This window comes from Saccharopolyspora sp. NPDC050389, assembly GCF_040655595.1.
Classification (GTDB): domain Bacteria; phylum Actinomycetota; class Actinomycetes; order Mycobacteriales; family Pseudonocardiaceae; genus Saccharopolyspora.
This window is the reverse complement of record NZ_JBFAKG010000012.1, coordinates 99,727-112,011: the sequence shown is the minus strand read 5'-3', so window position 1 is coordinate 112,011 and position 12,285 is coordinate 99,727. Positions and strand designations below refer to the sequence as shown.

At 71.4% G+C, this 12,285-nt stretch carries 13 protein-coding genes; 4 read left to right on the top strand and 9 right to left on the bottom strand.

The window, feature by feature from the left end:
• The first annotated feature begins 54 nt into the window (after nt 1-54).
• Together AB0I53_RS10575 and AB0I53_RS10570 are read left to right on the top strand one after the other, a co-directional pair.
• Nucleotides 55-534, top strand: a complete 480-nt coding sequence (locus AB0I53_RS10575; RefSeq protein ID WP_358599682.1) for a GtrA family protein — start codon at nt 55-57, stop codon at nt 532-534.
• Nucleotides 535-561: 27 nt separating this feature from the next.
• On the top strand, nt 562-957 hold the full coding sequence (locus tag AB0I53_RS10570; protein WP_358599679.1) for a hypothetical protein: 396 nt from the start codon (nt 562-564) through the stop codon (nt 955-957).
• On the opposite strand, the gene AB0I53_RS10565 is transcribed toward AB0I53_RS10570, so the two are convergent.
• The 9 genes from AB0I53_RS10565 to AB0I53_RS10525 all read right to left on the bottom strand — a co-directional run bounded on the left by AB0I53_RS10565 (nt 954) and on the right by AB0I53_RS10525 (nt 10,578).
• Nucleotides 954-2,150 (bottom strand): MFS transporter, encoded by a 1,197-nt coding sequence (locus AB0I53_RS10565; RefSeq protein WP_358599676.1) that lies wholly within the window; start codon nt 2,148-2,150, stop codon nt 954-956. The two genes, AB0I53_RS10570 and AB0I53_RS10565, sit on opposite strands and share 4 nt — an antisense overlap.
• Before the next feature lie 174 nt (nt 2,151-2,324).
• The gene (locus AB0I53_RS10560; protein ID WP_358599673.1) at nt 2,325-3,458 is read right to left on the bottom strand and encodes an acyl-CoA dehydrogenase family protein; all 1,134 of its coding nucleotides are present in this window, start codon (nt 3,456-3,458) and stop codon (nt 2,325-2,327) included.
• Nucleotides 3,445-4,617, bottom strand: coding sequence for an MFS transporter (locus tag AB0I53_RS10555; protein ID WP_358599670.1), 1,173 nt, complete (start codon nt 4,615-4,617; stop codon nt 3,445-3,447). The genes AB0I53_RS10560 and AB0I53_RS10555 overlap by 14 nt, the downstream gene beginning before the upstream one ends.
• A 1-nt stretch (nt 4,618) precedes the next feature.
• Nucleotides 4,619-5,836: an ATP-grasp domain-containing protein gene (locus AB0I53_RS10550; protein ID WP_358599667.1), complete on the bottom strand. Its 1,218-nt coding sequence runs from the start codon at nt 5,834-5,836 to the stop codon at nt 4,619-4,621.
• Entirely contained in the window at nt 5,833-6,855 is a 1,023-nt protein-coding gene (locus AB0I53_RS10545) for a pyridoxal-phosphate dependent enzyme (RefSeq protein WP_358599731.1), read from the bottom strand. Before AB0I53_RS10545 ends, AB0I53_RS10550 begins: the two co-directional genes overlap by 4 nt.
• A gap of 37 nt (nt 6,856-6,892) precedes the next feature.
• The gene (locus AB0I53_RS10540; RefSeq protein WP_358599664.1) at nt 6,893-7,891 is read right to left on the bottom strand and encodes an ABC transporter substrate-binding protein; all 999 of its coding nucleotides are present in this window, start codon (nt 7,889-7,891) and stop codon (nt 6,893-6,895) included.
• Nucleotides 7,888-8,676: an ABC transporter ATP-binding protein gene (locus tag AB0I53_RS10535; protein WP_358599661.1), complete on the bottom strand. Its 789-nt coding sequence runs from the start codon at nt 8,674-8,676 to the stop codon at nt 7,888-7,890. The genes AB0I53_RS10540 and AB0I53_RS10535 overlap by 4 nt, the downstream gene beginning before the upstream one ends.
• Nucleotides 8,677-9,768 carry an iron ABC transporter permease gene (locus AB0I53_RS10530; RefSeq protein WP_358599658.1) on the bottom strand — a complete coding sequence of 364 codons (1,092 nt, stop codon included), beginning with the start codon at nt 9,766-9,768 and terminating at the stop codon, nt 8,677-8,679.
• A gap of 69 nt (nt 9,769-9,837) precedes the next feature.
• Nucleotides 9,838-10,578 (bottom strand): methyltransferase domain-containing protein, encoded by a 741-nt coding sequence (locus AB0I53_RS10525; protein WP_358599655.1) that lies wholly within the window; start codon nt 10,576-10,578, stop codon nt 9,838-9,840.
• 188 nt (nt 10,579-10,766) lie between these two features.
• Here AB0I53_RS10525 and AB0I53_RS10520 point away from each other — a divergent pair, with 188 nt between their 5' ends.
• A complete protein-coding gene (locus tag AB0I53_RS10520; RefSeq protein WP_358599652.1) occupies nt 10,767-11,330 on the top strand; it encodes a sigma-70 family RNA polymerase sigma factor in 564 nt (187 codons plus the stop codon).
• Between the two features lie 50 nt (nt 11,331-11,380).
• Nucleotides 11,381-12,112: a zf-HC2 domain-containing protein gene (locus AB0I53_RS10515; protein WP_358599649.1), complete on the top strand. Its 732-nt coding sequence runs from the start codon at nt 11,381-11,383 to the stop codon at nt 12,110-12,112.
• The last annotated feature ends 173 nt before the right edge of the window (nt 12,113-12,285 follow it).

Below are 12,285 nucleotides of genomic sequence, written 5' to 3'. Positions count from 1 at the left end.
CGATCTCATAGATTGAGTGAGGGCCCACGACGCGATCTCCGCAGCGGGATGAGGATGGACGAGCAGACCACGATGACCAGGGCCCGCGCGGCCGAGCGGGCCGGCGACCTGCTCACCTCGTGGGTCGACCGGCTTCCCGCCCGGCTGCGCCGGGTGCTTTCCCGCGAACTCGTCGGCTTCCTGATCCTGGGCGGGTTCACCTTCCTCATCGATCTCGGGATCCTGGCGGCGCTGCGCGCCTGGACCGCGCTTCCGCTGCCGATCGCCGTGACCGTGGCGTACGTGTTCGCCTTCGGGCTGAACTTCGTGCTCAACCGCACGGTCAACTTCCGGTCGCACGCCCCGGTCGGCGGGCAGGTCCTCCGCTACGCGGTGGTGATCGCCTGCGACTACGGGCTCACGATGGGCGTGACCACCGGAGTTTCCGCGCTGGGCGTCGACTTCCGGCTGGCGCGGATGCTCGCCGGGGCGTGCGTCGCGGCGTTCACCTACACCGCCTCGCGGTGGTGGGTGTTCCGGGAGAAGTCCGGCTGAACCGCACCTTTTGGCATACTGGGCGCGGTGTCCCGCAAAATGTTGATCTTGCCCGTCGTGGCAGGACTTCTCGTCGGCGCGGTGTTCTTCGGCGCACTGGTCTTCGTCGGACCGTCGATAACCTTGCGCGAGAAGGTGTTGCACGAGGAGTCGTCCGAGGCTTCCGGGGTGACCTACGAGTACTCGGGCTCCCAGTGGGCCAGCGAGCTCTACCTGGTTCGGGTTTCCCGGTTGACCGGCACCCAGTACGAGCTGCGGATCGGCCCGGGCGCGGCCGACCACTACTACCCGGTGCAACTGCGGTTCGGCTCCGGTGAGCCGCGGATCCGGTCCGTCGAGTGGCGGCCCGACGAGGTCGCGGTGACCTTGGATTCGGGCGATTCCGTCCACGTGCCGGCGGACAACTTCCGCAGCGTCCGCTAGCTCCCTCGGCCTTCAGCGGGGGTCCGGCGTCCCAGTGCGCGCATCGCGAGCGCTCCGAGGATCGGGCCCGGCGCGAGCACGAGGAAGGCGAAGCGCCAGCCGACGAGCGCGGAGAGCACGGGCACGAGGTTGATCGTGACCACGGTCAGCAGGAAACCGATCGCGGTCTGCGCGGTCAGCGCCGTGCCGACGTAGCGGGAGTCGGCGACCTCGCTGAGCGCCGTCGAGAACACGCCGGAATCGGCGATCACCGCCGCGCCCCAGATCGCGAGCAGCACGAGGAGCAGCGGCCACGACGCGCCGAACACCAGCGGGGACAGCAGGCAGCACGCGCCGCTGACGACGAGCGCCGCCCCGGCCGCGGGAGCCCGCCCGAACCGGTCGGCTCCCCAGCCGCCCAGCAGGCAGCCGACCACGCCAGCGACGCCGATGGCCGCGAACGAGACGAGCCCGACGGTCGTCTCACCGCTCCCGGTGCTAGCGGCCACGAACGACGGCAGCCACGTCCACAGCGCGTACAGCTCCCACATGTGGCCGAAGTAGCCGAGGTTGGCCAGCCTCGGCCCGCGCTCCCGGAACATCTCCAGCGCGTATCGCGGCCGGTGACTCGCACCGCCGCCGGACAGGTGCGGTCCCGGCCGCACCAGCGTCGCCGCCAGCAGCGCCGCACCGACCCCGATGGCAGCCGCGGTGATGAGCACGCCCTGCCAGGGCAGGGCACCGAGCCCCTTGATCAGGTGTGGCAGCGCGGAGCCGACGGTGAGCGCGCCGATGAGCACGCCGAGCGCGAGCCCGCGCCCGGCGGCGCCGAACCACGAAGCCATCAGCTTCATGCCCACCGGGTACACCCCGGCGAGGAAGAAGCCCGCGCACAGCCGGCAGAGCACCGCCGGGCCGAAGCTGTTGGCGAGCAGCGGGACGGCGGCGGTCGCAGCCGCCGCGCCGAGCGCCGAGCAGGCGGCCACCCGCTGCGGCGGGAACCGGTCGGGCAGGTTGAAGGCGGCCGACACGACGGCCCCGGCGACGAACCCGACCTGCACCGACGCGGTCAGCCAGACGGCTTGCATGTCGCTGATGTGCCACGCCTCGCGCAGCGCGGGCACGACGGCGGAGGCGGAGAACCACATCGCCATGGCGAGCACCTGCACGGCGGCGATCAGCCCGAGCTGGACGTACCGGTTACCACTTGCCATTCAACAGCCGCTTTCCGAAAGGACTCCCGCGCTCACCCGCCACTCGGGGCACAACTGCCACCCGGGCCCGGTTTCCGCGGCCCGCACCTCGTTCGCGGGCTGTCGAATACTTCCACAGGCGGCGGCTCGCGGCCACGACGAGGCCGCCCCACCGGCACAGACCTCACTTCCGCCTCAGCTGTAGGCCGTGGGCTCGGGTGGCTCGCCGGTGAGGTAGTGGGCGCCGAGTTCTCGTGCCTTGTAGGTCACCGGGTCGTGCAGCGTCAGGGTTCGGGCATTTCGCCAGAACCGGTCGAAGCCGAACGAACCCGCCGTGGCTCTCGCGCCGATGAACTCGAAGATCCTGGCCGTCGTCTCGTTGACCGTCTTGGTCGCGACGATCTTCGCTGCGGAGATCGTCGCGGCCGCCTCGCCGCGCTGCTCCGCGGTCAGCGCCGCGCCTCGATCCGCCGCGTCCTGCAGCGCGGCCGTGCCGTGGTCGGCGAGCAGCCCGGCCGCCCGGACGCTCGCGACCAGCTCGCCGTAGCCCGCCAGGACGTACGGATCTTCGGTTGCGGCGGCCACGCCGCTGAGCAGCCAGGGCCGGGCGCGTTGGCGGGTGTAGTCGGCGGCTTCCGCGAGCGCACCTTCGGCGATGGCCACGCACGTCTGGGCGAGGATCGCCTGGAACGCCAGCGATGTCAGGGAAATCCGGACGTCGCCGCTCGGCGGCGAGCCCAGGATGTCGTTCGCGCCGATGCGCACGTCGTCGAAAACCACGCTGCCGCTGGCCGACAGGCGTTGCCCGATGTTGTCCCAGTCATCGGGGTGGCCGATGCCGGGCGCGCGGGCGTCCACCAGGAACGTGCGGATCTCGCCGCTGTCGTCCCGGGCGCTCGCGACCAGCCGGTCCGCGACGGCGGCACCGGTGGCGAAGGTCCGCCGGCCGTTGACCAGGAATCCTCCGTCCACAGTGGTCATCTTCAGCCCGGCGTCCGCCGGGTTGGGCGGGCTGCTCACGCCTGCCCAGAACAACCGGTGCTCGGCGGTTTGCCGCCGCATCCACGCCGCCGTCTCGGGATCGCCGAACAGCCCGGCTCGCCACAGGTGCAGGTAGTGGTACCCGAGCAGGTGCCCGATCGAGGGATCGGCCGCCGACACGATCCTGGTCACCGCGTGCGTGGTCACGTGGTCGTCCGGTGGGACGGCGAGCAGTCCCGACCCGCGGAGCAGTTCGACCTCTTCGACCGGCCGCCGGTTCGCGCGGTCCCGGTCGGCGGCGTCGGCTCGCAATCGATCGGCGACCGCCTTCGCACTAGCCAGATCCATGATCCTCCTCGGAATTGCCTTGCCCGCGCCGGAACGCGATGGCCAGCAGCGGCGGCAGGAGCGCGCATTGCGCCGCCACCGCCAGCCAGAACAGGTGGGCGTTGCCGGCCCTGTCGAAGAAGTCGTAGCCGAGGCCGCCGATGATTCCGCTGGCGAAGGCGCCGATTCCGGCCGCGAGGCGTTGCTGTCCGAAGACGACGGCCGGTGCCCGCCCAGAACGGGCGAGGGATTCGAGGTCGTTCTTCAGGAAGAGCACCACCTCGCCAAGGCAGATGACCAGCGCTCCGGCCAGGATCGCGGCGGCGCCGCCGAGCGCCAGCGCCGCCATGCCGGTCGCCATGGCGGCGAAGCCGATCAGCATCGCGCGGGAGTACGGCAGCCGCCCGATCCAGCCGGCCAGCAACGGCTGCGCCACCACCAATCCCAGCGAGTGGAGCATCAGCGCGACGCCGTAGAACACTGTGGACACTCGGGGAACCGCGTAGACCGCCAGGTAGTTGTAGAAGAACATGTGCAGGTACAAGGTCACAACGGTGATCGTGAAGGGCAGCAGGGGAATTCCGGCCAGCACCCGGTCCGGCTTCCCCGCGGGGCGATCGGAACCCTGCTCCACAGGCAGCAGCGCGTGCCCGATCGTCACGACGACGAACAGCGCTGTGACCGTCGCGAACAACGCCGCCGAGTCGTTGAGCACGAACGGCGCGGCGGCGACCGGACCGAGCGCGATTCCGCCGTTGATCGCCGAGTTTCCGGCCGACACCAGCAACGGACGGCGATCCTCCTCGACGCCCAGCAGCAGGTACGCCTTGTTCGCCGGGAGGTAGAGCGCCGCGCCGCAGGAGGTCAGCACCAGCGCGGCGACGGCCGCGACCGGCCAACTCAGCCCGACGACGAACCCGGCGAACCCGGCGGTGCGGATCACCAGCGCCAGCACCATGGTCCGCTGCAAACCGATGCGTTCGGCGACGGCCGCGCCCACGACCGCCCCGGAGAACTGCACGAGCGAGGCGACCGCGAGGACGACGCCGACGATTCCCAGGTTCATGCCGAGGCGCTGGTGCAGCACCACCGACATGTACGGCAGCACCGCGAACCCGCCCAGCGCGATGAAGAACGAGCTGACCAGCAGGAACCATTGTCGGCTGGTGAACGAGGCCACCTCAGCGCCCGGAGACGACCGGGTGCAGGCCGCCGGCGGCGCTGAGCGCGCGGTGCAGCGCGAGCTCAGCCGTCGCCGCCTCGGCCAGCACGATTCCGGTGCAGGCGCGCTGGTCGCCGAGGCTCTCGATGCGGTTCCCGGCCGTCATCGTCGGATACCACTCCGGGCTTCCGGGGAAGCCGGGCAGCCGCTCGATGCCGGCCATGCCGGTGAACGTGCCGATCCGATCGGGGTAGACCAGCACGAACGCCACCGCCGGGCCGGATTCCGCTGTGGCGTCAAGGAGTTCCGGTTCCTTGCCGAGCGCCATGTCGACCATTGCCTCGTAGACGTTGGTGTTCAACGACCGGCACAGCGCCTCCCCCACCATCGCGCCGCCGATGCGGCCGTTGATCTCGACCAGTTCCGGCCCCTCGGCGGTGAGCACGAACTCGACGTGCGCGAAACCGCAGCGGTGGCCGGCCACGGCGAGCACCCGTGACACCCATTGCTCCAGGTCGGCGCGATCCGCGTCCGGGAACGCGACGGGGAACGCGGCGGCTTCCTCCCGCACGTGCGGGTGCCGCGACAGCTGCCTGCTGTGGACGCCCAGCAACCGGGTCCGGCCCGCCCACGTGAGCGTTTCCGCGCTGTACAACGGCCCGGCGAGGAACGGTTCGGCGAGCAGCCGGCCGAACAACCGCCGGTCCGCCGCTTCGGCGACGGCGGTGCGCAGCTGGTCTTCGTCGTGCACGAGCCACACGTTGCGCGAGGAGGTGCCCGCCGAGTCCTTCAGGACGGCGGGCAGGCCGACCTCCCGCCGGACGAGCTCGGCCGCCGACGAGCCGGCCGGCACCGCGATGGCCGTGCCGCGGCTGAGGCCGTGATGGTGCATCAGCACCCGGACCGCAAGCTTGTCGCGGATCGTGCGCGCCGCCTCGGGATCCGGGCCAGCCAGGCCGAACCGAGCCGCCAGCTCGGCACCGGGCAGCAGCCAGGTGTCCGTCGAGTTGATCAGGCCGTCGAGCCCTGGCAGCCGTTCGAGTTCGGCGGTGCAGGCGGCCGTGTCGCGGGTGTCGACGTCGACGACGTCGAGCGCGCCCGGGTCGAGCCGCGACAGTTCGTGCCGGTAGATGTCGCGGTTGCCGGTGAGCAGGCACAGCCGCTGCCCGGCGCGGTCGGCGGCGTCCACCAGGCGCCCCAGGCCGAAGGTCAAGGCTTCCAGCGCTGCGATCGTCATTCCGCCCGCTCCTGTCCGCTCCGCGGCACCCACCGCCGGCGCGCCCACTCCATCGTCGACCACGGCGGCGCGAGATCGTCCAGCGAGGTGATCTCCTTCGGCCGCAGCCCGGCGGGGTCGAGCGCCTCGCGATGCCGGGCGAAAACCCGCTCGACGTAGCGGTGTCCGGTGTCCGCGCCGATGACCAGGTGCGTGCCCTCCGGATGCCGCGCCGACTCCCAGCCAGCGACCAGGTGGGCCGCGCCGGTCGACAGGCCTGCGAACACGGCGTGCTCGCGCAGCAGGCCGACGGCGCCGGCCATCGCGTGCCGGAAGTCGACCCAGTGCACCGAGTCGTAGAGGTGGTGGCGCACGTTGTCGAACCAGATCGAGCTGCCGATCCCCGCGATGATCGCATCGGGATCGCTGAAGCCGTCGCTGCCGAACGTGACGCTGCCGAAGGGCTGCACGCCCAACAGCCGCACCGCCCGGTCCCGCCCGCGCAGCGACTCGACGAGGCCGCCTGACGAGGCGCCGGTGCCGACCGCGGCGACCACGGTCAGCGGCCCGCCCGGCAGCGCGTCGGTGACGAGGTCGGCGAACTCCCGGTAGCCCAGGTAGTGCACGCCGTCGTGGTACTGGCGCATCCAGTGCATCTCGGGGCTTTCGGCGAGGAGCCGGCGCACTCGTCGCACGCGCCGCCGCTGGTCCAGCCGGAGGTCCTGCGAGGGCGGCATCTGGTCCACGTTCGCGCCGAGCACTTCCAGCTGCGCGCGCATCGAAGCGTCCACTGTGGTCGATGCGACGATGTGGCATCGCAGGCCGTAGCGGTGGCAGGCCATCGCGAGCGCCAGCGCGTAGATTCCGCTCGAACTGTCCACGAGGGTCTGCCCGGGCCGAATCGTGCCGCGTTCCAAGAGGGTTCGCACCGCGCCGAGGGCGGCGTAGACCTTCATGGTCTCGAACCGCGCGAGCACGACGTTCTCGCCCAACCGGATCAGGGCAGGCGTCTTCAGCGCGTCGGTGATGTGCTCGTGCACCGTCGCCGCGGTGGCGGGGGCTGTCGCGGTCACGGTTTCACCGCCCGATCGAACGCAGGTAGGCGGCGAAGTCCTCCGCCCCCTTGGCATTGCGCGGCCCGCTGACGGCGTCCCCGTAGGACAGCACGAAGTAGCGCTTCTGCTGCACCGCGGGCACCGACCGCATCGCCGGCAACGATTCGAGGAAGGCCTGCTTGTCCGCGGCGGACTGCCCCGCGTAGTCGATGATGACGATCACCTCGGGTTTCGCGGCGACGATGGACTCCCAGCCGACCGTCGTCCAGCCCTTCGCCACGTCGTCGAGCACGTTCCGGCCGCCCGCGGCGGCAACGATGTCGGTCGGCGCCGCGTACCGGCCCGCCGTGTAGGGCTGGTCCGCGCCCGAGTCGTAGACGAACACCGGCACGGGCGGGACACCGGCCGGGCGGCCCTGCTCGACCTTCGCGATGCGTCCCCGCAGCTCGGCGACGAGTTCGTCGGCCCGCTGCTCGACGCCGAAGATCCGGCCCAGGTTGTGCAGATCCGCGTACAGCGCCTCCAGCGGCGGCACCGGGCGCTTGTCGCCGTAGCCCCAGCACGTTTCGGTGTGCAGGTAGCTGCGGATGCCCACCTGGTCGAGCAGTTGCGGGGTGATCCCGCGCTCCTCGCTGAACCCCGAACCCCAACCGGCCAGCACCCAGTCGGCCTGGGCGTCCACCACGATCTCCCGGGTGATCCGCGAGGTCCCGAGCCTGGGCACCCGCGCATAGTCGTCGCGCCACGGCGAACCGGCGATCGACGGCTCGGCCTGCGCGTTCATCACGTAGCCCCGCATCCGGTCCGCGAGCCCCAGGGCGAACATCTTCTCCGTGCCGCTGACGTCGTAGGACACCGCCCGCTGCGGGCGCGGATAGGAGACCGGCACGCCGCAGTTGGTGATCGTGACCGGCGGCGGGCCGTCCTGGGCGGCCGGTTCCACCGACGCGCCGCAACCGGTGGCCAGCAGCGCCGCGACCAGCGGCACGGCCAGCGACCGGCGCTTCGCGGATCGGATCATGGTCGGGTCCCTTCGTAGTCGGCGCTGAGGTCGTAGAGCAGTTGCGGCGCGCCGCTGCGCGGATGGGTCACGACGGTGACCTCCACGCCGAACACCCGGCGGATCAGCTCGGCGGTGAGGACATCGGCCGGGCTTCCGGTGGCGACCAGCGAGCCGCCGGAGAGCACCGCGAGGCGATCGCAGCTGCTCGCGGCGAGGTTGAGGTCGTGCAGCGCGACGAGCACGGTGAGCCCCGATGCGCGCAGGAACGACAGCAGTTCCACCTGGTGGCGCACGTCCAGGTGGTTGGTCGGCTCGTCGAGCACCAGCACGCGCGGCTCCTGCACCAGCGCCCGCGCGATCAGCACCCGCTGCCGCTCGCCGCCGGAGAGGGCGAGCACGCCGCGGTCGGCGAGATGCGCGATGTCGGCCCGCTCCATCGCCTGCCGGCACAGCTGGTGCTCCCGCGCGCTGAGGGCCTGGTTGCCGCGCAGGTGCGGGGTGCGGCCGAGCGCGACCACTTCCGCCACCGTGAAGTCCAGCTCGCTGCGGCTTTCCTGTGTCAGCGCGGCGATCGACCGGGCGCTCTCGCGCGGTGTCATCCCGGCCACGTCCGCGCCGTCGAGCAGCACCGCCCCGGCGGTGGGGCGCAGCGCCCGGTAGACGCAGCGCAGCGCGGTGGACTTCCCGCTGCCATTGGGGCCGAGCAGCCCGACGATCTCTCCACTGTGGACGTCGAGGTCGAGGCCGCCGACGAGCGTCCGGCCGGCGATCTCCACCGACACCCCGTCCAAGCGCAACTGCATCTACCGGCCTCCGAACAGATATCCGCGGCGCCGCAGCAGCGTGATGAACACCGGCACGCCCACCAGCGCGGTGATCACGCCCAACGGGAGTTCCTCCGGGGCGAACAGGGTGCGCGAGACGAGATCGGCCCACACCAGGAAGCACGCCCCGGCCAGCGGCGCCACCGCCAGCACCCGCCGATGGCTGGAGCCGACGACGATCCGGACCAGGTGCGGCATCACCAGCCCGACGAACGCCACCGCGCCGCTGACCGCGACGAGCAGGCCCGTGACCGCGGAAGTCAGCAGGAACAGCCAGCGACGCAGCACCACCGCGTCCGCCCCGAGGCTCGCTGCCGTCTCGTCGCCCATCGACAGCACGTCCAGCGAACGGCTGTGGCGGCTCAGCACCGCGATGCACAGCAGCACCGCGGCCGCCGCCAGCGGCAGCGATCCCCAGTTCGCCGCGCCCAGGCTGCCCAGCAGCCAGAACAACACCATCCGCGCGGCGTCGCCGTTGGGCGCGAGGAACACCAGCACGCTCATCACGGCCTGAAACCCGTACGCCAGCGCGATTCCGGTGAGCACCAGCCGCAACGGGGTCATCCCTCCGCGACTGCTCGCGGCGGCATAGACCAGCACCGATGCGGCCAGCGCGCCGATGAATGCCGCCGCCGACAGCGCGTACACGCCCAGGCTCGCGAACACCCCGAACACCACCACCGCCGTCGCGCCCACCGACGCTCCCGACGAGATGCCCAGCACGAACGGATCGGCCAGGGCGTTGCGCACCATCGCCTGGATCGCCACCCCGACCACGCTCAGCCCGGCGCCGACGACCACCGCGAGCAGCACCCGCGGCGTGCGGACCTGCCAGACGATGCTGTAGCCGGTCACCTCGTCGGAGCGGATCGTGCCGCCGGTCAACGCCGCGTGGAGGTAGCGCACGACGTCCTCCGGCGACACCACCGTCGGCCCCAGCGCGATGCCCGCCAGCACCGACACGACCAGCACCGCCGACAGCACGAGCACGACCGCGAGCAGCCGCACTCGGCCGCTCCGCGTCGGCGGGCGGGGTGCTACGGCCGTCGGTTCGTCCCGGCCCTGCTGCATTCGGCATCCTCCTGGCGCATCCGTCCTCCCGGTAGTCGGACCGGCACCGCTCGAAGTTCCCGGGAAAGATCAATCGCGCCGTATTCCCCGGACTATCAACCGCTGCGCGTGGTTGTCGTAGGGTTCCGCGCCGAAACCGCCGAAGCACTCGACGGCCGCGAAGCCCGCCGCCTCGAACAGCGCGACCAGCTCCGCCGCGCTGTAGACGAAGCAGGTGATCGACGCGTGCTTCGCCACGTCGCCGCGCACCAGCGTCCAGTCGGTCCGGAACCGGGTCCAGCCGTCGAAAACGGTGTCGCGCATGACGACCATGCCGTCGTCGAGCTCCACCACCTTCGGCGGCCCGACCCAGCCGGCGTAGATCTCCTTGCCGAGCACGTCGACCAGCAACTGCCCGCCCGGCGCCAGCGAAGCGTGCGCGTTGCGCAGCACCTGGAGGTTCCGCTCCGGATCGTCGAAGTAGCCGAACGACGTGAACAGGTTCAGCACCACGTCGAACTCGCCCGGCCGCACGTGATCCAGCACGTCCGAGCGCACCAGCCGGGCCTGCACGCCGGCATCCGCGCACGCCTTCTCCGCTTGCGCCAGCAGCAGCGGGCTCAGGTCCACGCCCGTCACCGGATATCCGCGGCGCGCGAGCGGCACGGTGAACAACCCGATCCCGCAGCACTGGTCGAGAACCCGCGCCCCAGCGGGAAAGTCGAACAGCGGCGAGCCCGCCACCACCTCGGCCGCCAGCGCGGCCCGCTCGGGCGAGAACATCACCGGTGAGAAGACCGACCACAACTCGTCGTCCGCGTACCAGGCCATTCCGGCGGTCCTCCTAGAATCGATGCGCGCCGTCGACACACCTGTCGGACCGGGAACGCCCGCGGTTCCCGCCGTCGGACGTGAAATTTCCCGCCGGCTGGGAAAATCCTGCAAGAGGGCTGTGCGCCCCGGCACACCGCGCAGGCAGCTGTATTCACAGCGTCACCGGCCTACTAGCCTGCCGGGCTATGAGTCGCTCGGAAGCCGAGGACGCCCGGCTGACAAAGCTGGCGCTGGCGGCGAGATCAGGTGACCGCGGTGCGTTGGAGGGCTTCATCCGGGGCACCCAGCGCGACGTGTGGCGCTTCATCGCCCACCTCGCCGGCGTCCACCTCGCCGACGACCTCGCGCAGGAGACCTACCTGCGGACGCTCAAGAGCATCCGCCGGTTCTCCGGGCGTTCCTCGGCACGCACCTGGCTGCTGTCCATCGCCCGCCGCGTGGTCGTCGACCAGGTGCGCTACGAGCGTTCCCGGCCCCGCACCGACTCCGGGGCGGACTGGGTCGCCGCTGCCGACCGGGGCGCGGGCGGGCTGGCGGGTTTCGAGGGCATCGTCGAGCTGAACATCCTGCTGGACGAGCTCGACGACGAACGTCGCGAGGCGCTGCTGCTCACCCAGGTGCTCGGTCTGTCCTACCAGGAAACCGCCGAGGTCTGCGGCTGCGCGATCGGCACCGTGCGCTCCCGGGTGGCTCGCGCGCGCGAGCAGCTGCTCGAAAAAACCGCCCAGCAGTCCGAAGGAACCGGTTGAACCAGCAACCCGCCTGGAACTCCGGGCGTACTTCGAGCGACAGTATGGACGTGGACTGCTACACGTACCGCGAGGCGCTGTCGGCGAGGCTGGACGGCGAGCCGGCGCCAGTGCCCGATGACCAGCTGGAGGGCCACCTCGCGGATTGCGCTGCCTGCCGGTCCTGGCAGCAGCGCGCGGCGGAGCTCAACCGGGCGCTGCGAGTCCGCCCCGTCGAACCGACACCGGACATCGCGCAGTCCGTGCTCGACGCCGCCCGGACGATGCGCGACGTCCCGCGCCGGTGGCCGCGGCTGCTGCTCGCGGGAGTCGCGCTGTGCCAGGTGGCGCTGGGAATCGCGCAGGTGCTGGGCGTGAACCACTTCGCGGACCACGGCATGGGCGACGCCATGACCGGGCACCTGCTCAACGAGAGCACCGCGTGGAACCTGGCGCTCGGCCTGGGCATGCTGTGGACGGCCTGGCGGGTCCGCGCGAGCACCGGCCTACTGCCGGTGATGGCCGCGTTCCTGGTGGTGCTGAGCGGTTTCAGCGTCTTCGACGTCATCAACAACGCGGTGCCCGCCACCCGCCTGCTCTCCCACGGCCTGCTCGTCGTGGGCCTGGTGCTGCTGCTAGTGGTGCGCCGCGATCTGTCGCGCTGGCGCCCGCGCCCGGGAGATGCGCAGAACGCGCACCCTCGCTCGACCACGACCACCGACCCGCCCGAGGACCGCAAACCCGACCCGCAATCGGAGAACCACCGGTACCTCGGCCCCACCGGCTACCGACGTGCGGGCTGACCACCAAGCGCTACGCGTCCTCGGGAGCCCGCCGCCAGTTGACCACGGGGCCGTGAGTCTTTTGGGCTGCTATAGCCGCCGTGCGCGCGCGACGGCCAGCGCCACCCACGGTGTCAGCTGCAGCAGAGCGAGCACGCCGAGCGACAGGATAAGCAGGATTACCTGCGTCTCAT

What these genes read in the sequence shown, in the direction of transcription:
- AB0I53_RS10575 (WP_358599682.1), top strand. Translation starts at nt 55, where the DNA reads ATGGACGAGCAGACCACGATGACCAGGGCCCGCGCGGCCGAGCGGGCC.
- AB0I53_RS10565 (WP_358599676.1), bottom strand. Translation starts at nt 2,150, where the DNA reads ATGGCAAGTGGTAACCGGTACGTCCAGCTCGGGCTGATCGCCGCCGTG.
- AB0I53_RS10560 (WP_358599673.1), bottom strand. Translation starts at nt 3,458, where the DNA reads ATGGATCTGGCTAGTGCGAAGGCGGTCGCCGATCGATTGCGAGCCGAC.
- AB0I53_RS10550 (WP_358599667.1), bottom strand. Translation starts at nt 5,836, where the DNA reads ATGACGATCGCAGCGCTGGAAGCCTTGACCTTCGGCCTGGGGCGCCTG.
- AB0I53_RS10540 (WP_358599664.1), bottom strand. Translation starts at nt 7,891, where the DNA reads ATGATCCGATCCGCGAAGCGCCGGTCGCTGGCCGTGCCGCTGGTCGCG.
- AB0I53_RS10535 (WP_358599661.1), bottom strand. Translation starts at nt 8,676, where the DNA reads ATGCAGTTGCGCTTGGACGGGGTGTCGGTGGAGATCGCCGGCCGGACG.
- AB0I53_RS10530 (WP_358599658.1), bottom strand. Translation starts at nt 9,768, where the DNA reads ATGCAGCAGGGCCGGGACGAACCGACGGCCGTAGCACCCCGCCCGCCG.
- AB0I53_RS10525 (WP_358599655.1), bottom strand. Translation starts at nt 10,578, where the DNA reads ATGGCCTGGTACGCGGACGACGAGTTGTGGTCGGTCTTCTCACCGGTG.
- AB0I53_RS10520 (WP_358599652.1), top strand. Translation starts at nt 10,767, where the DNA reads ATGAGTCGCTCGGAAGCCGAGGACGCCCGGCTGACAAAGCTGGCGCTG.